Raw genomic sequence first — 19,420 nt, forward strand, 5'->3', positions numbered from 1 at the left:
CTACCATCGATAGGCGATGATGTCACTGGCGTTGCGTGCGGTAAGCACGCGGAAGGGCACGTGCATGCACCCGATTCGGGACCAGGAAGCGCCGTCGACGGGGGAGACCCGGAGCAACGGCGAGGAACAGAACCGTAGTTACGAGTCGATGCGAGCACCGGTCCACACCTCGGACTACGTACGGCCCACCGCGCGGATGGTGGACGCGCTCAAGAACGTGAGCGCCGCGACGGCCTGCGCGAAGCTGCACCAGATGGGGATCACCCGGACGTTCATCGACGGACCGGTGCCGCTGCACCGCGAGCCGGACGTCAAGGTCACCGGCGGCGCGGTGACCCTCCAGTTCCTGCCGCAGCGCGAGGACGTCTTCAACGGCGCCGAGCAGGAGGACATCGAGCGCAAGACCGCGCTGTGGGCCGTCCTCGAATCCGTCCGGCCCGGCGACGTGCTGGTCGTCTCCGCACACGGCAGCCACTTCACCGGCTGCCTCGGCGACATGCTGGTCCGCTACTTCAAGCTGCGCGGCGGCGCCGGCATCGTCGTGGACGGCCGGGTCCGGGACGCCGCCCGGATCCGCGCCCTCGGCGTACCCGTCTGGTGCACCGGGGTCACCCCGCACTACGCCTCGCAGACCGACCTGTTCCCGTCCGCCTTCAACGTGCCGGTCGGGGTGGGCGGTTCGCTGGTGACGCCCGGCGACCTGATCGTCGCCGACGAGGACGGAGCCGTGGTCGTCCCGCAGGCGAACGCGATCCCGCTCGCCGAGGACTCCCTCCTCCACCAGGACCGGGAGGAGTTCGCCCGCCGCCGCCTGGACGAGGGCGGCCGCCTCTCCGACTACTACCCCCTCACCGGTGAGGGCCTGACCGAGTACCTGGCGAGCCGGTCCGCCACCTGATCCGGGCGGGGGAGCGGGCGCGGCGCCGGTCGGCGGCCCGGGGCGCGCCGTTCTCCCGTACCGCTCCCCGAGCCGTCTGCCCGCCCGTGTCCGTCCGGGCCGGTGCGTGCGCCCGGCCCCTGGCGGACTGCTCCGCGGACCCTCCGCGCCGCACGTCCGACCGCTCCGGGCGGAGCCCGGCCTACTCGGCGCGCAGAGCGGTGGCGGTCCGGGCCACGGCGGCCCAGGTGCCGGGCAGGAGCGCGCCGAGGACGGCGATGAGCAGACCGCCGAGCACCAGCGGGACGACTTCCGCGGCGTGGTAGACGTCGAGGACGGAGCCGGGCAGCCGGAGCCCGGCACCGTCGCCCATCGCGGGCATGACCCAGTGGTGCAGGGCCATGCCGAGCGGCACGCCCAGCGCGCCGGCGACCAGACCGGTCAGCACGACCGAGGTCACGACCATCGTGAGGGTCTGGAGGGGAGTCATGCCGAGTGCCTTGTGGATCCCGATCTCCCGGACCCGTTCGTGGGTGTCGAGCAGTACGCCGTTGAGGACGCCGAGCGCGGCGACGGCGACCAGCATCAGCGTGAGGAGCGCGGACAGGGCGTTGAGCGTGACGACCATGTCGCTGCCCGCGCCGGTCCCGCCGATCCGGGCACTGGCGCCCAGCGGCGCCAGGTCCGCGTTGAGCGCGTCCACGTACTCCGCGGCATCCGTGCCCGGCGCGAGCGCGATGTGATGGCTCGTCTGCGCCGGGTCGGGACGCGCGGCCGAGAGGGCCGAGATGTCGGTGAAGACCTGCATGCCGTCCTTGCGGGGGTCCAGGACCTCCCCGACGATCCGGACCGTGACCGGCTCGGCCAGGCCGTTCAGAGTGACGGTGGAGCCGATCCGGACCCCGGTGGCGGCGAGGAAACCGGTCGGCACGACGGCTTCGCCCGGACCGTCGATCCAGCGGCCCTCGACCATCGTGTAGCCGCCCCAGGAGGCGTCACCGGTGAAGGCGACGACGTCGACGGTGCCGGTCAGTCCGGACACGGTCACCGGTACCGTCGTGGCGCTGTAGTGCCTCCCGGTCCCGGCGGCGGCCTCGACGGCCGCGGCGACCGCCGCGGGATCGGCCCGGGGCCGCTTCCCGGCATCGGGGTCCCGGGGGCCGAAGTCCGGAGGGGGAGCGGGCACGGTGACATCGGCAGCGTCGTGGGCCTTCGCCTTCATCACCTGGCCCAGCGTGGCGCCCATCCCCACGGTGAAGGTGACGGCCAGGGTGCCGAACAGGACCGCCGTGCCCATGGCCAGCACCCGGGCGGGCCGGGCGAAGGGCCTGGTCAGCCCGAGGGCGATCGGTTGCGGGAACGGCAGCCGCGCGGCCACCCGGGCCGCCCGGCGCCCGCCCCCGGCCGCGGACGTGCGCCCTACGGCGAGCGCGTCGACCGTGCGCAGGCGTCCGGCCCGTCCGGCGCTCGCCCACGCGGTCCCCGCCACCAGCCCGAGCACTCCGGCGACCACCGCCACGTCGACCCGGGGCACGAGGACCGGGGACGAGGTGCCGTAGATGTCCCCGGCCTCGGCCAGCACCGGCACCGCGAACAGACGGCCGAGGAGCAGGCCGAGCCCCGTGCCGACCGAGGCCGGGACCAGCGCCTGGCCGACATGGGCCCGGACGACCTGGGCCGGAGTGAAACCGATGGCCTTGAGGATGCCGGTCCGGCGCCTTCCGGTGCCCACGGCGGAGGCGACGACACTGCCCACGACCAGCACCGACATCACCAGGCCCAGGACGCCGAAGGCCATGAGGAACGGCACGTAGAGGGCGGTGGCGCGTTCGGCGCTGTTCCTGACGGTGAGCCAGGACCGCTCGCCGATGGCCGCACCCCGCGGCAGGGACGCCGTCACCGACTCCCTTCCCCCGGTGATCTGCGCCTCGGTCTCCGCGGCCGTGAACCGGTACAGCATCTGGACGCCGCCGTTGCCGGACGTGGTCAGCCCGGGCATCTGGGACGGTACGACCCAGGCGTCGGCGGTCCCCGTGACCGAGCGGGCCACCCCGACCACCGTCAGCGTGGGCGCTCCCGCCGGGCGGGCGAAGGAGATCCTCCCGCCCAGGACGGGGATCACCGAGGAGTCGGCGGAGAGCACGACCTCGCCGGGGCGCGCGGCCCACCGCCCGTCGAGCAGCGCCAACTGGTCCACGTCCCGGCCGGGCCCGCCCCGGCCGGCCACGGTCATCGGCCACCCGGGTCCCGACGCGTCCGCCCGTGGCGTGACCGTCGCCGTACGGAACGGCCCGGCCGCGCGGCCGACCCCGTCGGCCCTCCCGGACGCCGCCAGCCGCTCGGCGCCGACCCGGTCCGCGTCGAACTGGACGGACAGATGCGCGCCGTGCTGCCTGGCGAAGGCGTCGTCGAAGGGCGCGCCGGAGACCACCAGCAGCGATCCGGCGAGGACGGAGGCGGCCACGGCCATCATCGTGGTGAGCCCGATCACCAGCATCTGCACCCGGCGTCGCCCCACGCCCGAGCGCACCACCGTGCCGAGGGCGCTCATTGGACGGGCTCCTCGGTGATGTCGCGCGAGCGGACGTCCTCGACGATCCGGCCGTCGGCGATCCTGACCGTACGGTTCGTGCAGGAGCGCGCCAGGGCCAGGTCGTGGGTGACGACGACCAGGGTCTGGCCCTCGGCGTTGATCTCGGTGAGCAGCGCGCTGACGTCCTGCCCGGCGGCCGTGTCCAGGGCCCCGGTCGGCTCGTCGGCCAGGAGCACCGGCGGACGGTTCATCAAGGCCCGTGCGACGGCGACGCGTTGCCGTTCCCCGCCGGAGAGCCGGCCGGGGTGGGCGCGGGCGTGCCGGTCGACCCCGAGGCTCTCCAGCAGTTCCGCCGCCCGGCGGCCGGCCTCGGCCCGGGACATGCCGGCGAGCCGGGCGGGCAGGACGACATTGTCGGTGACGGTCAGATCGTCGAGCAGGTGGAAGAACTGGAAGACCATGCCGATCCTCGACCGCCGGTGGAGGGCCGCTCCGGCCTCGCCCAGCAGATCCACCCGTGCCCCGTCCACGGTGACGGTCCCCGCGTCCGGCCGGTCCAGCCCCGCGATCAGGTTGAGCAGCGTGGACTTGCCGCTGCCGGACGGGCCGAGGACGGCGACGGCCTCGCCGGCCCGTACGGTCAGCGACACGTCGCGCAGTGCGGGCGGGCCGTCGTCGTACTGGCGGCTCACCTCGCGCAGTTCGATCACGGGCGTGGTCATGGACGGACTCCTTCGACGGGTGCGGTCGGACCCTCCGGACGCTAGGAGCGGGCCCGGCCGGTGCGCGTCGCCCGCCCGGACCCTTTGCCGTACCGCGCCGGGACCAGCCGCGGGGGCGTCATCCTCACGAAGTAGTCGTCCGATGCAACGGGGGTGCCGGGAACAGCCGCCGGGGTGGACTCCGGCCGGGGCCCGGGCGGAGACAATGAGCCGGTGATGAACACGCGTGCGACGTTGGGGGCGTTGTGGGCCCTGGCCCGCGGGGCGGTCCGCGACGCAGGGCGCCCGACCGGGCCGCCGCCCCGACCCGGCCGCCGGGGATGGCAGTTCGACGTCCTCGTGGCGCTGGTGCTCGGCATCGCCACGGTTCACTACGGCATCGACAACGCCAACGTCACCGTGGTGCGCGAGATCGCGCCCGGCGTCGAGTACGCCGTACCGCGCCCCTCCGGTCCCGGCGGCCTGGCGCTCATGGTGGCGCTCGCGTTCGTCGCCTCCGGCGCCGTGGCCCTGCGACGGCGCTTCCCGCTCGCCGTGCTGTGCGTGGTGACCGCCGCGGTGCTGGCCACGCCGCAGAGCGTGCTGCGGCTGACGCTCTACGCGTTCGTGATCGCCGTCTACAGCGCCGCCGTCCACAGCCCCTACCGGACGGCGACCCTGGCTGTCCTGCCGGTGTCGGTCCTCCTCGTCGGGATCTCGGGGGACTCGGTGACCCCGATCGTCCCCAACGAGTACCTGGTCCTGCTCATCCTGGTCCCGATGGCGGGCGCCGCCCTCGGGCTGCGTACCTGGAAACACCGGACCGACGTGGGCCGGACCCGGCTCGCCACGCTGGAACGCGAACAGGCCGAGGCGCTGCGCCGGGCGGTGGAGCACGAACGCGGGAGGATAGCCCGCGAACTGCACGATGTCGTCACGCACAACGTCAGCGTGATGGTCATCCAGGCGGGTGCCGCCCGCATGATCATGCGGACCTCCCCCGAGCAGGCCGGCGAGGCGTTGCTGGCCGTCGAGGCCGGCGGGCGGGCCGCCATGACCGAACTGCGGCACGTCATGGGCCTCCTCACCATGACCGGCGAGGGCGAACCCGCCGACGGCGGGCCCGACTTGGCCGGGTCCGGCCCGGAACTGGCCCCGCAGCCGGGCCTGGACCAGCTGGAGACGCTCGTCGCAGGTGTACGGCACGCCGGGCTCCCGGTCGAGCTGACCGTGACCGGCGAACCCCGGGCGATCCCACCCGGCGTCGAACTGGCCGCCTACCGGGTGGTCCAGGAGGCGCTGACCAACACGGTGAAGCACGCGTCCGGTGCCACCGCCTCGGTCACCGTCGAGCGGGGACCGGAACGGCTCCGGGTGGAGGTCATCGATACCGGCGGGCGCCCGGGACCGGGCTCGGCCACCGGGGGCGGCCGGGGCCTGATCGGTCTTCGCGAGCGCCTCGCCGTCTACGGCGGAACCCTGAGCGGCGGCCGTCGGCTGACCGGCGGCTACCGTGTGGAAGCCCTGATCCCCTTGGAGACACTGTGACCGAGCAGCAGACGCGGGTGCTCCTGGTCGACGACCAGACCCTGGTCCGCACCGGCTTCCGGATGATTCTCGGGGCCGGCGGCATCGACGTCGTGGCCGAGGCGACCAACGGGACCGAAGCGGTCGAAGCGGTCCGGCGCACCCGTCCCGACGTGGTCCTGATGGACATCCGGATGCCGGAGACGGACGGCCTGGAGGCCACCCGCCGCATCCTCGCCGCCCCACGGGCGGACGGCGCCTGCCGGGCGGGGGAGACCCCGCTCCCCGACCGGCCCCGCGTCATCATCCTGACCACCTTCGACCTCGACCGGTACGTCTACGCGGCGCTGTCCGCCGGGGCCAGCGGCTTCCTCCTCAAGGACGTCACGCCCGAGCATCTGGTCTCGGCCGTCCGCACGGTCCGCAACGGCGACGCGCTCCTCGCGCCCGCCATCACGCGCCGTCTCGTGCAGCGGTTCACCCGGCAGGGCGCCGACGCCGCGGCCCTCCACCGGGACCTCGCCGCGCTCACCCCGCGCGAACTGGAGGTGCTCGGCCTGCTGGCCCGGGGACTGAGCAACGCCGAGCTGGCTGCCCGCCTCCACCTCGCCGAGACGACGGTCAAGACACATGTCGCCCGCATTCTCGCCAAGCTCGGGCTCCGCGACCGGGTCCAGGCCGTCATCGTCGCCTACGAGACCGGACTGGTCAGCGCCGGTGAACGGGAGGCCACCGAGCCGTTCCCGGAAACGTGACGGCCCGGCCCTCCCCGGGGGCCGGACCGTCACGCCCGCCCCGGGGTCAGGGGCGCCAGTCGAACGGGAAGTGCTTGCTGGAGCCCCCGTGGTACGCGTGGGAGAAGTCGAACCCCTCCGCGTGGTCGTTCTCGACGACGCCCCAGGTGGCGATCTGGCCGGGGCCGACCTCGGCGCCCGGGGCGTTGACCAGCTGGACGCGGCGGGAGGGGTCGGCCGTGGGGCCGGTGAGGGCGGTCGCGCCGACGGAGACCGCGTCGCCGACCCGGGCCCGCCAGTACGAGAGGTCCTCCGCCGCGTCGAACTGGACCGGGGCGTACCGCACTTCGCGCAGTTCGCTGATGAGCGAGCCGAACTGGCCCGGCCAGCCGCCGACATGGCCGGCGAATATCCGCTCCAGCGCTTCGCGCTGCGCCTGGTCCGCCTTGGCGTCGATGTAGAGCATCACCTTCATCGTGGCGTCCGGGTCGCCGACCCACATGTTCCCGGCGAACTCGCCCAGCGCCACCACACCCAGACCGTCCAGGCGGACGTCTCCGAAATGCCCCTCGTGGACCTGCCAGACGAGGGTGAAGAGGCAGTCCCCGTGGGTCGGCGCCTGGGCGAAGGTGCAGGGGCAGGGCAGGGAGCAGCTGCAGACGTCGAACCACTCGCCCCGTAGGTGCCAGTCGGGCAGCGTCCCGTCACCCGCACCCGCGCGGACGACGGCGGGCGCGTTCTGCGATGCGGCGGAAGTGGTGCACATGATGGTGGTCTCCTCCCAGATCGCTTATACCCCGTGGGGGTATCGTGGGATGAAGGTAAGGCGCGGGCGGTGCGCGCGTCAAGTACCCCTGGGGGGTATGGATTTACGACGGGCTTCGCGAGAGGGGTCCGGGCGCGGTCCGGCGTCAGGCGGAGGTGCGCGGGAGTGCGCCGGTGAGGGTGAGGGTGACGAGCCGCTCGGCCAGGTTCTCGTCGAGCGGGGCCCCGCTGATGAGGGCGCGGGTGAACAGGGCGCCGCTGATCGCCTCGATGACGAGGCCGGGGTCCGTGTCCGGCGCGAGCTCGCCGCGCTCGATACCCCGGCGGACCATCACGGCGCCGCGCTCCAGGCGCTCGGTCCAGTAGGGGAGGCGGTGGTCGGGCAGGGTGTCGTCGCGCTCGGCGCTCAGTCGCAGCAGCGCCTCGCCCTGGGCCGTCGCGAGGAGCCGCGCCAATGCGCCGAAGTAGCGGGCCAGATCGTCGTGGACGCGCCCGGTGTCCGGGATCGGCATCGCCGTGTCGAGCTGCTCGGCCAGTGCCTCCAGGATGAGCTTCTCGCGGGTCCCCCATCGCCGGTAGACGGAGGTCTCGTGGACGCCGGCCGCGCGGGCGACGGCGCCGACGGTGGTCCCGGCGAGTCCGTGCTCCGCCAGGACGTCCACGGTGGCGGAGAGGACCGCGGAGCGCATACGTGCCCCGCGGCGGCGCAGCGGCGGGGCGTTCTTCTGGTCGGGCGGGGTCATGCTCCACTTTAACGCAGCTCTACTTGCTTTACCTGGAGCGCGGACGTACGTTTCATTGCAAGGTGACTTGCGTTATGGGGCTTCGGGCCCGAGGTCGCCGTCATGCCAAGGAGGTCATGTCATGGAGCAGATGCTCGCCGCCCGGCTGCACGTGCCGAGCCGTACGCTGCGGATCGAGGAGGTGGCGAAGCCCGCCCCCGGCCCCGGCCAGGTCCTGGTGAAGGTGGAGGCCGCGGGCGTCTGTCTGTCGGACGTCCACCTCATCGACGGCACCCTCACACCGCTGCTGCTGCGCGGCGATACGGTCACCCTCGGCCACGAGGTGTCCGGCACCGTCGCGGAGACCGGTCCGGGCGTCACCCGCTGGACCCCGGGTCAGCGCGTCGTGCTGTACGCGGGCGAGGTCCGCGACGGGGTCACCTACACCCGTGGTGTGGACTACGACGGCGGCTGGGCCGAGTACGCGCTCTCCGCCGAGGACGCCCTCACGGAGCTGCCCGGGGCCATTCCCTTCGACCAGGGCGCGATCATCCCGGACGCGGTCTCCACGCCCTGGGGCGCGATCACCGTCACGGGCGCCGTGAAGCCCGCCGAGGCCGTGGGCGTCTGGGGCGCGGGCGGCCTCGGCGTCCACGCGATCCAGCTGCTGCGCGCCGTCGGCGCGTGCCCCGTCGTCGCGATCGACCCCAACCCGACCGCCCGCGAGCGCGCCCTCGCCCAGGGTGCGGACCTGGCGCTCGACCCGGGCGACCCGGCGCTGCGCGAGCGCGTCGGCGAGGTCACCGGCGGCGCCGGTCTCGCGGCGGCCTTCGACTTCGCCGGGGTGCCGGCCGTCCGTGCGCAGGCGCTGTCGGTGCTCGCGCCCAAGGGCCGCCTGGTCCTCGTGGGCCTGACCGACCAGCCGCTGACCGTCGCCGACGGCACCCGCTTCAGCTACCTCCAGCAGCGGATCCTCGGCCACTACGGTTCCGACATGCCGGTGGCACTGCCCCAGCTGCTGACCCTGCTCCAGGGCGGCCGGCTGGACTTCTCCGGGTCGATCAGCGGCGAGTTCCCGCTGGCGGAGGCCGCCGAGGCGGTGGAGCGGCTGGAGAACAAGACCGGCGACCCGATCCGGCTGATCCTGCGCCCCTGACCGGGGTCCCGGGCCGGGACGGCCCCGTACCTTCCACGCGAACCGGGTCGAACCCGCGTTGCGGACCTCCCGTGGTGTTGCGGCGCAACGGTCCCGTTCCCCGCACCGGTCCCACCCCCCGCCACCAGCCGGAACACCGGCCGACGGGCCGACGGCGGGGGTGTGGCGGCGGGACCGATGTTGCGTCCGCCTGCCCGTTGCGGAGCGCAACGGGTCCCGCCTCCTCCATGCTGTGGTTCCCCTTCCGCGTTCCACCGGACGGGTGACAGGTGACAGGATCCCCATCCGTGTGATGGGGCGGACACATGGAGGCCTGGATGGACCGGCCGCTGCTCTCCCTGAGAACGACCCTGGTGTTCCTGCTGGCTTTGCTCGTCGGCGCGGCGGCCGGCGGGCTGACCGCGCTCGCGGGGGAAGGCGCCCCGCGCAGCCTGCTCGCGGGCCTCGGCGCCGCAGGACTGGCCGTTCCCTTCTTCGACCGGCTCATCGACGCCGACGCCGATGGCGGCCGGGCCGGGCGGCGCGACCGCTCCGGCGCCGGCACCGGACGGGGGGAAGGGCGTGGGTGAGCTCCGGCCGCTGGGCAGCGAGCTCACCGATGCCTCCCGCGCCCTCGCCGAGGCCCTGCGGAAGCTGTTCGAGGGCCTGGACGTATCGGTACGCCGGTACGCGGCCCGGCACCAGCGCGACCCGGGAACGTTCTCGCGCTATCTGAACGGCACCCGCTTACCCCCGTGGCAGGTGATCACGGACCTCTTCACCGACCTCGCCGAACACCGGGGCCTCGCGATGACCACCGAGGCCATCGAGTTCGTCCGCGGGCTGTACGGGGAGGCGGTCGACGCCGGGGCCTCGCCCAAGCACGCGGTGGAGATCCTGGAACAGCAGCTCGCCGACGCCGACCGGATCTCGCGGAGGTCCAGCGTCCGTGGCGACGTGCTGGGCGACGCGCTGCTGGACCGTACGCACCGCATCGCGGACCTGGAGGTGCGCCTCGGCCAGCTGGAGGCCGACCGGATCGCGGAACGGCGGCGGGCCGACGAGCTGGCGGCGGCCCACCCCGACGTGTCCGGCCTCCTGCGGGAGCGCGACGCGCTCCGGCTCGACGTGCTGCGGCTGGCGGCGGAACTCCGCGAGGCCCAGGCGCTGCGGATCGCGGCCGAGAGCCGCTGCGACCTGCTCGAACGGCAGCTGGACGCCGTCGAGGAGCCGACCGCCCCGCTGCCCGTCTCCGCGGCCCGGAACCTGCCCAAGATCCTCGTCGTCGACGACCAGCCGGGCAACCTCCTCGCGATGACCGCGGTGCTGGCCTCCCTCGACCAGGAGCTGGTCACCGTCTCCTCCGGGCGCGAAGCGCTCAAGGCGCTGCTCGACCACGACGACTTCGCCGTCATCATCATGGACGTCCAGATGCCGGAGATGGACGGCTACGAGACCTGCGCGCACATCAAGCGCCGCCCCCGCGACCGGGACGTTCCCATCATCTTCCTCACCGCGATGGGCGCGGACTCCGAGCACTCCGCCCGGGGCTATGCGGCCGGCGCCGTCGACTACATCAGCAAGCCCTTCGACCCCTGGGCCCTGCGGGCCAAGGTCGCCGTGTTCACCGCGATCCACCTGGAACGCCGCGCCTCGCGGTGACCCTCCGCCGATCCGGCCGCCCGGCTCCTCACCGGGCGCCGGGCCGCTGCTCGGTGATCCAGCGGGCGGCGAGGAGCCCGGAGACGGCGGTGAGAACGGCCGCGGCGACGACGGTGGCCTCAAGGCCGGCCCGGTCGGCGAGGGCACCGGCCACGAGGGCACCGGCGGCGTAGCCGATGTCCCGCCAGAACCGGTAGGTGCCGAGGGCGTTGGCGCGCCATGCCGGGTGGGCTCGGTCGGAGACGGACGCGATGAGGGCCGGGTAGACCATCGCGGTACCGAGCCCGAGGACGACGGCCGAGAGGATCCCGGCGAGCAGCGGTCGGTCGATCAGGGCCAGGGCGAGGACGAATCCGCCTGCCTGGACGAGCATGCCGGCCACGATCAGGGGCTTGCGGCCGACGCGGTCGGAGAGGTGGCCGGCGGGGATCTGCCCGAGGCCCCACAGGATCGGATAGAGGCCCTTGACGAGGCCGACGGCGGCGAGGCCGAGCCCGTGGTCGGTGAAGAGAAGAGGGAAGACGCCCCAGGTCAGACCGTCGTTGAGGTTGTTGATCAGCCCGGCCTGGCTGGCACCGCGCAGGGAGCGGTCGCGCCACGAGGTGCGCAGGAACGCCGCCTTCGGGCCGGTGTCCTCGCCGGTGGGCGGGGGCCCGGGGTGACGGGCCAGTTCGAGGGCGGCGTGCGCGGCGGTGTCGCGGACCACCAGGGTCAGGGCGAGGCCCGCGACCACGAAGACGACGCCGATCAGCTCGGGGACGGGACGCAGGCCGTAGCCGGTGGCGAGGTATCCGGTGAGCATGGCGGTGACGCCGACGGCGGTGTATCCAGCGGCCTCGTTCAGGCCGGTGGCGAGCCCGCGCCGGGCCGGGCCGACGAGGTCAATCTTCATGTTGACCGTCATCGACCAGGTCAGGCCCTGGTTGAGCCCGAGCAGGACGTTGGCCGCGACGATCCACCCCCACGAGGGCGCGTACGCGAGGGCGAAGGGTACGGGGACCCCGATCAGCCAGCCCGCCACGAGCAGCTGCTTGCGGCGGAAGCGGGCGGTGAGGGCCCCCGCGGCGAGGTTGGTGAACGCCTTGGTGAGGCCGAAGGCGACGATGAAGGAGAAGACGGCCGTATCGCTGGTCAGACCGAACGTCTCCGAGCCGATCAGCGGGACGGTGGTGCGCTCCAGGCCCACCAGGCCGCCCACGGCCACGTTCACGACGACCAGCAGGGTGAACTGGGCCGCGTTCTCGCGCAGCCCCAGCCGCACGGGGCCGGTGACACCGCCGGCCGACGGTGTGGGGCGGGTGGTCGTGTTGTTCACGGGCGGATGTCCTTGGAGGAGGGGAGCCGGTCCGGCGGGGCGGGCGTACGGGGCGCGGCGGGGCACCTGTCCGAGCTGCGGGCAACGGCGCGTGGGTCACGGCGGGTGACGGCGGTGAGCGGCAGGGCTCCCGCGCCGCGCAGGCTGCGTACGCACAGGCCAATATACCCCCACCCGTATTTTTCCCCGGTGGGTCACGCCGATGCCGCCGCGCCGGAAAGATACCCACGGGGGTATTTGACTTCTTGCGTGGGGGCGCCTTACCGTCGAACCAGTAAATACCCCTGGGGGTACCCGAGAGCGAGGGATGCCTCGATGCGTGAAGTAGACCTGGAGATCTTCGCCGCGGACATGGCCGCCGGTGCGTTCGTCATCGATGTCCGTGAGCCCGACGAGTACGTGGCCGGACATGTGCCGGGCGTCCACAGCGCACCACTGTCCGCGCTGGACTCCGTCCTCGACGTGCTGCCCGCCGACCGGACGGTGTACGTGATCTGCGCGACCGGCAACCGCAGCCTGCGGGCCGCGGACCGGCTCGCGGCCCGGGGCGTGGACGCGCTCTCCGTCGCGGGAGGTACCAAGGGCTGGGCCCGCACCGGCCGGCCGCTGGCGAGCGGCACAACCGCCTGACCGCCGCCGTACGCCCCGTGACCCGGCCTTTCGTACCCACAGTCTTTCGCACCCGCCGAGGGTGAGCGTTTCTCAGGAGGGATCCGCCGTGTTCTTCACCCAGTACTACCTCGACTGCCTCTCCCAGGCGTCGTACATGATCGCCGACGAGAAGACCGGCCAGGCGGTGGTCGTCGACCCGCGCCGGGACGTCTCCGAGTACCTGGCCGACGCCCGGGCGCACGGCTTCACCGTCGTCGGCGTCATCAACACCCACTTCCACGCGGACTTCGTCGCCGGACACCTGGAGATGGCGGACGCCACCGGCGCCTGGATCGGCTACGGACGGCGCGCCGAGACCGAGTACCCCATCCGCAAGCTCGCCGAGGGCGAGCGGATCTCCCTCGGCGACGTCGTCCTGGAGATCATGGAGACCCCCGGGCACACGCCCGAGTCGATCAGCGTCCTCGTCCACGAGCGGTCCGACGACACCGTCCCGTACGGCGTCCTGACCGGCGACGCGCTCTTCATCGGCGATGTCGGCCGCCCCGACCTGCTGGCCTCCGTGGGCGTGACGGCCGAAGAGCTGGGCGGGATGCTGTACGACAGCGTCCAGAACAAGCTGATGGCCCTGCCAGACGAGGTCCGCGTCTTCCCCGCGCACGGCGCCGGATCCGCCTGCGGCAAGAACCTGTCGACGGAGAAGCAGTCGACCATCGGCGAGCAGCGCGCCACCAACTACGCCTGCGCCCCGATGAGCCGCGAGGAGTTCGTCGCACTCGTCACCGCCGGACAGTCCGCCGCGCCCGGCTACTTCGCCTACGACGCCGACCTCAACCGCAAGGAACGCACCCGCTACGACGCGACGGCCGCGGCCCGCCCGCTGGCCCTCGACGCGTTCACCGCGCTGCGCGCCGGGGGAGCGGTCGTCGTCGACACCCGCGACCCGCAGGAGTTCGCCGCCGGACACCTCCGGGGCGCGGTCAACCTGCCCGCCGACGGGCGGTTCGCCGAACAGGCGGGAACCGTCCTCGACCCGGCCGACGAACTGCTCGTCATGGCCCCGCAGAACCGCGAGGAGGAAGTCGTCACCCGCCTCGCCCGCATCGGCTTCGACCGGGTGGCCGGCTACCTCCGCAACCCCGAGGACGCCCTCACGGCCCTGCCGGACGAGGTCGCACCCGCCAGCCGCGTCACCGCCGCACAGCTCAAGGCGGCCCTCGCGGGCGACAACCCGCCCGTCGTCGTGGACGTCCGTACCTGCGGTGAGCGCCAGACGGCCGGCTTCATCCCCGAGGCCCTGCACATCCCGCTGAGCGAGCTCCCCGCGCGTGCGGACGAACTCCCCGCGGACCGCCCGCTCGTCGTGCACTGCGCCGGCGGCCACCGCTCGTCCATCGCGGCCAGCCTCCTGCGTCACCGGGGCGCCGAGGACGTCTCCGACATCCTCGGCGGATACGCCGCCTGGGCCCTCGCGGCGGAATCCACCGACGCCTGACAGCAGCCACCCCGCCCACCCATACACGCCCCAACGGGCACACCTCCTCCGGAGCCATGCATGAGTGCCGAGCGCACCGTCCAGTCCATCTCCCCCGCCGTGCTGCGCGGACTCACCGAGGAAGGCCGCACGCCGCGCCTGCTCGACGTGCGCACCCCCGCCGAGTTCCGTGCCGCCCACATCCCCGGCGCGTACAACGTCCCGCTCCCCGCCCTGCGCGAGCACCGCGCGGAGCTCCGTCCCCACCTCGACGAGGACACCGTGCTGGTCTGCCGCTCGGGGGCCCGTGCCACCCGGGCCGAGCAGGTGCTCGCCGAAGCCGGCCTGCCCGGCCTGCGGGTCCTGGGCGGCGGAATGAACGCCTGGGAGATGGCGGGCGCGCCCGTGGAGCGGGGCCCGGAGCGCTGGGACATGGAACGCCAGGTCCGCCTCGTCGCCGGGTCGATCGTCCTCGCCACCGGTATCGCCGGCATCTTCGTGCCCGGTGTCCACCTCGTCGGAACTGCGGTCGGTGCCGGCCTGGTCTACGCGGCGGTCAGCAACTCCTGTGCCATGGGCGTCCTGCTCTCCAAGCTCCCCTACAACCGCGGGCCCCGTACGGACATCCGCACGGTGATCGCGGGACTGCGGAGCGCTTCCTAGCCTCCGGCGCGGACGTCCGGGCAGGCCCTCGCGAGAAATTCCATGCCTAACCCCTATACCCCCCAGGGGTATAGGGGTTAGGCTGCGTGCGGAAACAGGAGATGCCGAAAGGCCCGACCCACCCTGGAGACGCCATGAACAGCCACGCCGCCCACAGCCACAGCGGCCACGCCGACCACAACAGCCACGCCGCCCACGGCGGCCACGCGGGCCACGCCGCCGCCGGCCCCGGCGGACTCTCGGTCTCCGAGCACGGCTACACCCTCGAACTCGACACCACGCTCTTCACCGCCGGAACACGGCCGGTCGGCTTCCGGATCATCGGCCCCGACGGGCACCCGGTGACCGGGTTCGTCCCCGAGCACGAGAAGGAACTCCACTTCATCGCCGTCCGGCGCGACACGTCCGGATTCCAGCACGTGCACCCGGTCAGGGACGACCAGGGCAACTGGAGCACCGAACTGAACCTGGAGCCGGGCGACTGGAGGTTCTTCGCCGACATCCACCCGGCGGGCCACGACGCCACCATGACGCTGGGCATCGACGCCTCGGTCGCCGGACCGTACACCCCGGAACCACTGCCCACCGCCACCGGGACGGCGCGGATCGACGACTACACCGTCACCCTCGACGGGGCGCTCCGGCCCGGGGAGCCGAGCGAACTGACCCTCACCATCGGCCGGAACGGCAGCCCCGTCACCGACCTCCAGCCCTACCTGGCCGCGTACGGACACCTGGTGGCGCTGCGCGTCGGCGACCTGGGCTACCTCCACGTCCACCCGGACGGCGCGCCCGGCGACGGCATCACCGCACCGGGGCCCGGGATCACGTTCATGGCGGTCGCGCCCACGGCCGGCACCTACCGCCTGTACCTGGACTTCCAGCACGACGGCGTCGTACGGACGGCCGAGTTCACCGTCCGCACGACCGGGGCGGAGACCCACCAGGACCCGGCGCACCGGACGCCGTCCGGACACGGCGCCCACGCGCACCACTGACCACACCCGCACACCCCGCGGCGAAGGAGACGACATGCCCTGTCCGCCCCGCCCCCTGCCCGACCCGGCGGCCCGCGCCGCCGGCCGTCCCGCCGAGCCCGCACCGAGGAGCGACACCGGTGCTCAGTGACAACCCCGCCTGTACCCGCGGGGCGCGGACCCCGCCCCGGGGCCGTGCCCCGCCGCATGGACACGGAAGGAACCCGCCATGCGACTGTTCTCCGTCCGCGACTACCGCCACCTGTTCGGCGCCCAGGTCATCGCCCTGTTCGGCACCGGACTGACCACCGTGGCCCTCGGACTGCTCGCCTACGACCTCGCCGGCCCACGCGCCGGAATGGTCCTCGGCACCGCCCTGACCATCAAGATGGTCATGTACGTGATCATCGCCCCGCTGGCCGCCGCGTACATCGACCGGCTCCCCAGACGGCTCCTTCTCGTCCTCCTCGACGTGATCCGCGGCGCGGTGGTCCTGGCGCTGCCCCTGGTCACCGAGGTCTGGCACATCTACGTACTGATCGGCCTGCTCCAGGCCGCCTCCGCGGCCTTCACCCCGACGTTCCAGGCCGTCATCCCCGACATCGTCCCCGACGAGGCCGCCTACACCCGGGCCCTGTCCGCCTCCCAGGTCGCCTCCACCATGGAGAGCCTGCTCAGCCCCGTACTGGCGGCCGTCGCCCTCACCTTCCTGACCTTCGACCGGCTGTTCCTCGGTACCTCCGTCGGCTTCGCCGTCTCCGCCGTGCTGGTCCTGTCGACCCGCATCCCCGACGCCCGTCCCAGCGCCCGCACCAAGGCATGGGACAAGGCCGTGGGCGGCATACGGACCTTCCTCGCCACACCACGCCTGCGCGGCATCATGGCGCTCAACCTCGTGGTCGCGTCGGCCGGTTCGATCGTCGTCGTCAGTACCGTCAACCACGTCCGCGACCGGCTCGGCGGCACCCAGCAGGACGTCGCCTGGATGCTCGCCGCATCCGGCACCGGCACCCTGCTGGCCGCGCTCGTCCTGCCCCGCCTGCTCGACCGGATCAGCGCCCGCACCGTCATGACGACCGGGGCCGGCGTCCTGGTCGGCGGAACCGCCGCCGCGGTGACGATCACCGCGACCGGCCTCACCACCTGGACCGGCACGGCGGTCACCTGGGCCGTGATCGGCGTCGGCATGGCCCTGATCATCACACCGACCGGCAAGGTCCTGCGCGCCTCCGTCGCACGGAACGCGATCCCCGAGGCGTTCGCCGCCCAGTTCTCCCTGTCCCACCTCGCCTGGCTGATCACCTACCCCGTCGCCGGGGTGCTCGGCACCCGCGCCGGTCTCACCCCCGCCTGGTCCACCCTCGCGGTGCTCGCCGCGGCGGGAACGGTCGCCGCCCTCCTCCTGTGGCCCCGCCACGACGGCGGCGGAACCCCGCGGGCGGGCACCACGACCGCCTGGCACCTGTCGGGCCGGAGCCGGACCTCCCTGGCCAAGGCCGCGTGAACGCCACGCCGCTTCCCATGACTCGACCGCATCGCAGGGCCGCCCGGACGACCGGGCGGCCCTGCGATGAGGTCGTGGACGTGCGGGCCCGCACGCACGGGCGCGAGGTGCTCCGGTGCCCGCCGGTCCTCCCCGCTCCACGCGGATGCCCCGCCGGGGACAGCGGCGGCGCGCCGTCCCCGGTGGGGCATCCGGACCGGCGAACAGCCGTGGTCCGGGCGACGCTCAGTCGGTGCCCCATCCCCAGGACTCGATGTAGGCCGTCACCCCGGAACGGCGCGACTCCGCCACCGCGGTGAGCCGGTCGAAGTCGCCGGGCGGCATCAGCTCCCGCCACTCGGCCAGGGAGAGGACGCGGAACTCGTCGTGCTCCGCCGGGTCGAGAGTGATGCCGCGGATCTGCGCGGCGGTGAGCCGGCCGCCGTCGAAGACGCAGCCGAGCGTGCTGTAGGGCCAGCCGCCGCCCGGCGGGCTGTACACCGTGGCCAGGAGCCGGGGCTGCCCGGCCGGCCTGATCCCGGTCTCCTCCTCGCACTCCCGCACGGCCGTCTGCCAGGGATGCTCACCGTGGTCCATCGTGCCGCCCACCAACTGCCACGGGTAGGCGGGAGAGTAGACGGAGTGGACCTGGAGCGGCCGGTCGTCCTCGTCGGTGAAGTAGAGGCATGCCCAGGCAGTGGCCTTGGCGACGGTTTCGGCATAGTGCGCCGGTGTGGAGGTCTGCGGTTCGGTCGTGGCGGCCGAGGTCAATTCTGGTTCCTCTTGACGGTTGTCCGGCATGGCCATGAGAGTCAAGGACCAGGCCGGCGGACGAGCACATGGGTCGGCGGGGTTCTGCTCCTTTAACGAGGCCCGAGGGAGATCGGAACGGCCCGTGCCGAACCCGTCCTGCCGTGGGACACCGGGCGGTCCCGTCCTCCGCCGCCGTGGAGGACGGGACGCGCCGAGGACACGGGAGGGAACCCGGCGCGGCGCGGGAGCCGGCCGGTCAGGTCCGCCGACGGGGGTTCGGCCCGATCCGGTTGGCCAGGAGTGTTCCTCCGGTGGCCAGTGCGAGGCCGCCCAGTGTGAGCGGGCCGAGGGCCTGGTGGAGCAGGACGGCGGCGAGGGCGGCCGTGGCCATGGGCACGAGGTAGAAGAGGCTGCTGACCTGGCTCGTACCGTGCCGCTGGAGCAGGTGGTAGAGGAGGCCCACGCCGACGATGGAGTTGATGACCGCGGCCCACAGGAGCACCGGCCAGAATCCGGCGGAGAAGGAGACCTCGAAGCCCTCCAGGAACAGCGCGGGCACGAGCGTGGCCACGGCCGCGGCCAGGAGCTGGACGGCGTTCCCGGAGACGGGCTCCATCTCCCGGCAGTGGAGCTTCTGCCAGACCGTCCCGGCGGAGATGCCGAGAAGGCCGAGGAAGAGGAAGGCGATACCGGCCAGATGGCCGCCGCCTAGCTGAAGCCTGTCCCAGACCGCCAGCACGACCCCGCCGAGTCCCAGCGCGAGGCCGACGAGTTGGCCCCTCGTGATGTGTTCTCCGAGGACGGGAACCGCGATCAGGGAGGCGACCAGCGGATAGAGGGCGATGACCAGGGCGGCGACTCCCGAGGGGACGCCGAGGTCCATGCCCGCGTAGATGCTGGAGAACTGCAGCCCCTGGACCAGCACGCCCGCGATCACGAGGTGCAGCAGCAGCCGGCCGCGGGGTAACCGGGTGCGCCGGAGCGCCGCGATCACCAGGAGGACGGAACCCGCGATGGCGAACCGCAGGCAGGCGAAGGTGAACGGCGCCGCGTGCCGCAGGCCGAGCGTTCCCGAGATGAACCCGGAGCTCCAGACCACGACGAGAGCGGTACGGGCGCCCGCACCGCCCCAGTCGGTACGGGTGCCCTCGACGGTCCGGGTTTCCTGCGGACGGGGTTCTCGCAGACCCATGTGCATGGCATCTCCTGATCTCGCGTGGAGTACGGCTAAGCACGAGGAGTTGTACTTAAAAATGCACGGTAGTGCGAGATATCGTCCTGCGTGGCATCGGCGGGGCGTGTTTGCAGCAAGCTGCAAGTCCGGCCGGGGTGCGGGGTGATGGGGGCTCGACAGGAGCCGGTGGGGCCGAATTTCGTTGACCCGTACACCGGCGGCTCGTACGATATGACGCACGATCATGCTTTATTTAGTACGATCGCTCGGCGAGTCGGTCGGCTCGGCGGCAGGGGATCCGCGGAGCGGCTTC

18 protein-coding genes are annotated in these 19,420 nt (G+C 73.0%); 11 read left to right on the forward strand and 7 right to left on the reverse strand.

Translation table 11 applies throughout. The annotated features are described in order from the left end of the window. Window positions 1–64: 64 nt before the first annotated feature. Window positions 65–898 carry a ribonuclease activity regulator RraA gene (locus ACIQGQ_RS31115; RefSeq protein WP_402402037.1) on the forward strand — a complete coding sequence of 278 codons (834 nt, stop codon included), beginning with the start codon at window positions 65–67 and terminating at the stop codon, window positions 896–898. Window positions 899–1,079: 181 nt separating this feature from the next. Here the strand turns inward: ACIQGQ_RS31115 and ACIQGQ_RS31120 are convergent, their stop codons facing one another. Next, on the reverse strand, window positions 1,080–3,428 hold the full coding sequence (locus ACIQGQ_RS31120; RefSeq protein WP_402402039.1) for an FtsX-like permease family protein: 2,349 nt from the start codon (window positions 3,426–3,428) through the stop codon (window positions 1,080–1,082). Beyond that, entirely contained in the window at window positions 3,425–4,132 is a 708-nt protein-coding gene (locus tag ACIQGQ_RS31125; protein WP_402402042.1) for an ABC transporter ATP-binding protein, read from the reverse strand. The genes ACIQGQ_RS31120 and ACIQGQ_RS31125 overlap by 4 nt, the downstream gene beginning before the upstream one ends. A 216-nt stretch (window positions 4,133–4,348) precedes the next feature. Between ACIQGQ_RS31125 and ACIQGQ_RS31130 the strand changes: the two genes are divergently transcribed. Next, window positions 4,349–5,659, forward strand: a complete 1,311-nt coding sequence (locus tag ACIQGQ_RS31130) for a sensor histidine kinase (protein ID WP_402402045.1) — start codon at window positions 4,349–4,351, stop codon at window positions 5,657–5,659. After that, a complete protein-coding gene (locus ACIQGQ_RS31135; RefSeq protein ID WP_402402047.1) occupies window positions 5,656–6,393 on the forward strand; it encodes a response regulator in 738 nt (245 codons plus the stop codon). The genes ACIQGQ_RS31130 and ACIQGQ_RS31135 overlap by 4 nt, the downstream gene beginning before the upstream one ends. Before the next feature lie 46 nt (window positions 6,394–6,439). Here the strand turns inward: ACIQGQ_RS31135 and ACIQGQ_RS31140 are convergent, their stop codons facing one another. Together ACIQGQ_RS31140 and ACIQGQ_RS31145 are read right to left on the reverse strand one after the other, a co-directional pair. Then, window positions 6,440–7,138 carry a DUF1326 domain-containing protein gene (locus ACIQGQ_RS31140; RefSeq protein WP_402402050.1) on the reverse strand — a complete coding sequence of 233 codons (699 nt, stop codon included), beginning with the start codon at window positions 7,136–7,138 and terminating at the stop codon, window positions 6,440–6,442. A gap of 145 nt (window positions 7,139–7,283) precedes the next feature. Then, entirely contained in the window at window positions 7,284–7,880 is a 597-nt protein-coding gene (locus ACIQGQ_RS31145; RefSeq protein ID WP_402402053.1) for a TetR/AcrR family transcriptional regulator, read from the reverse strand. Window positions 7,881–8,001: 121 nt separating this feature from the next. Here ACIQGQ_RS31145 and ACIQGQ_RS31150 point away from each other — a divergent pair, with 121 nt between their 5' ends. From ACIQGQ_RS31150 to ACIQGQ_RS31160, 3 genes are all read left to right on the forward strand, one after another. Next, window positions 8,002–9,015, forward strand: a complete 1,014-nt coding sequence (locus ACIQGQ_RS31150) for a zinc-binding dehydrogenase (RefSeq protein ID WP_402402056.1) — start codon at window positions 8,002–8,004, stop codon at window positions 9,013–9,015. A 317-nt stretch (window positions 9,016–9,332) separates the two neighbouring features. Further along, entirely contained in the window at window positions 9,333–9,584 is a 252-nt protein-coding gene (locus ACIQGQ_RS31155) for a hypothetical protein (protein ID WP_402402059.1), read from the forward strand. Next, entirely contained in the window at window positions 9,577–10,656 is a 1,080-nt protein-coding gene (locus ACIQGQ_RS31160) for a response regulator (RefSeq protein ID WP_402402062.1), read from the forward strand. Before ACIQGQ_RS31155 ends, ACIQGQ_RS31160 begins: the two co-directional genes overlap by 8 nt. Before the next feature lie 28 nt (window positions 10,657–10,684). Here the strand turns inward: ACIQGQ_RS31160 and ACIQGQ_RS31165 are convergent, their stop codons facing one another. Further along, window positions 10,685–11,971, reverse strand: a complete 1,287-nt coding sequence (locus ACIQGQ_RS31165) for an MFS transporter (protein ID WP_402402064.1) — start codon at window positions 11,969–11,971, stop codon at window positions 10,685–10,687. 315 nt (window positions 11,972–12,286) lie between these two features. On the opposite strand from ACIQGQ_RS31165, the gene ACIQGQ_RS31170 reads away from it, so the two are divergent. The 5 genes from ACIQGQ_RS31170 (at window position 12,287) to ACIQGQ_RS31190 (ending at window position 17,201) form a co-directional block, all read left to right on the forward strand. After that, on the forward strand, window positions 12,287–12,601 hold the full coding sequence (locus ACIQGQ_RS31170; protein WP_402402067.1) for a rhodanese-like domain-containing protein: 315 nt from the start codon (window positions 12,287–12,289) through the stop codon (window positions 12,599–12,601). 88 nt (window positions 12,602–12,689) lie between these two features. Continuing rightward, window positions 12,690–14,078, forward strand: coding sequence for a rhodanese-like domain-containing protein (locus ACIQGQ_RS31175; protein ID WP_402402070.1), 1,389 nt, complete (start codon window positions 12,690–12,692; stop codon window positions 14,076–14,078). Window positions 14,079–14,138: 60 nt separating this feature from the next. Further along, a complete protein-coding gene (locus tag ACIQGQ_RS31180; RefSeq protein ID WP_402402073.1) occupies window positions 14,139–14,720 on the forward strand; it encodes a rhodanese-like domain-containing protein in 582 nt (193 codons plus the stop codon). A 134-nt stretch (window positions 14,721–14,854) separates the two neighbouring features. Then, on the forward strand, window positions 14,855–15,718 hold the full coding sequence (locus ACIQGQ_RS31185; protein WP_402402075.1) for a hypothetical protein: 864 nt from the start codon (window positions 14,855–14,857) through the stop codon (window positions 15,716–15,718). Window positions 15,719–15,926: 208 nt separating this feature from the next. Further along, the gene (locus ACIQGQ_RS31190) at window positions 15,927–17,201 is read left to right on the forward strand and encodes an MFS transporter (protein WP_402402078.1); all 1,275 of its coding nucleotides are present in this window, start codon (window positions 15,927–15,929) and stop codon (window positions 17,199–17,201) included. A gap of 225 nt (window positions 17,202–17,426) precedes the next feature. Here ACIQGQ_RS31190 and ACIQGQ_RS31195 read toward each other — a convergent pair whose 3' ends face one another. After that, on the reverse strand, window positions 17,427–17,951 hold the full coding sequence (locus ACIQGQ_RS31195; RefSeq protein ID WP_402402081.1) for an NUDIX domain-containing protein: 525 nt from the start codon (window positions 17,949–17,951) through the stop codon (window positions 17,427–17,429). Window positions 17,952–18,189: 238 nt separating this feature from the next. After that, window positions 18,190–19,125: a DMT family transporter gene (locus ACIQGQ_RS31200; RefSeq protein ID WP_402402084.1), complete on the reverse strand. Its 936-nt coding sequence runs from the start codon at window positions 19,123–19,125 to the stop codon at window positions 18,190–18,192. Between the last annotated feature and the right edge of the window lie 295 nt (window positions 19,126–19,420).

The organism is Streptomyces sp. NPDC092952, from assembly GCF_044754785.1.
Taxonomy (GTDB): Bacteria; Actinomycetota; Actinomycetes; order Streptomycetales; family Streptomycetaceae; genus Streptomyces.

Bases quoted from the DNA above. Each gene is read 5' to 3' on its own strand.
- ACIQGQ_RS31115 (WP_402402037.1), top strand. From the start codon at position 65: ATGCACCCGATTCGGGACCAGGAAGCGCCGTCGACGGGGGAGACCCGG.
- ACIQGQ_RS31120 (WP_402402039.1), bottom strand. From the start codon at position 3,428: ATGAGCGCCCTCGGCACGGTGGTGCGCTCGGGCGTGGGGCGACGCCGG.
- ACIQGQ_RS31125 (WP_402402042.1), bottom strand. From the start codon at position 4,132: ATGACCACGCCCGTGATCGAACTGCGCGAGGTGAGCCGCCAGTACGAC.
- ACIQGQ_RS31130 (WP_402402045.1), top strand. From the start codon at position 4,349: ATGAACACGCGTGCGACGTTGGGGGCGTTGTGGGCCCTGGCCCGCGGG.
- ACIQGQ_RS31140 (WP_402402050.1), bottom strand. From the start codon at position 7,138: ATGTGCACCACTTCCGCCGCATCGCAGAACGCGCCCGCCGTCGTCCGC.
- ACIQGQ_RS31145 (WP_402402053.1), bottom strand. From the start codon at position 7,880: ATGACCCCGCCCGACCAGAAGAACGCCCCGCCGCTGCGCCGCCGCGGG.
- ACIQGQ_RS31150 (WP_402402056.1), top strand. From the start codon at position 8,002: ATGGAGCAGATGCTCGCCGCCCGGCTGCACGTGCCGAGCCGTACGCTG.
- ACIQGQ_RS31155 (WP_402402059.1), top strand. From the start codon at position 9,333: ATGGACCGGCCGCTGCTCTCCCTGAGAACGACCCTGGTGTTCCTGCTG.
- ACIQGQ_RS31170 (WP_402402067.1), top strand. From the start codon at position 12,287: ATGCGTGAAGTAGACCTGGAGATCTTCGCCGCGGACATGGCCGCCGGT.
- ACIQGQ_RS31180 (WP_402402073.1), top strand. From the start codon at position 14,139: ATGAGTGCCGAGCGCACCGTCCAGTCCATCTCCCCCGCCGTGCTGCGC.
- ACIQGQ_RS31185 (WP_402402075.1), top strand. From the start codon at position 14,855: ATGAACAGCCACGCCGCCCACAGCCACAGCGGCCACGCCGACCACAAC.
- ACIQGQ_RS31190 (WP_402402078.1), top strand. From the start codon at position 15,927: ATGCGACTGTTCTCCGTCCGCGACTACCGCCACCTGTTCGGCGCCCAG.
- ACIQGQ_RS31200 (WP_402402084.1), bottom strand. From the start codon at position 19,125: ATGGGTCTGCGAGAACCCCGTCCGCAGGAAACCCGGACCGTCGAGGGC.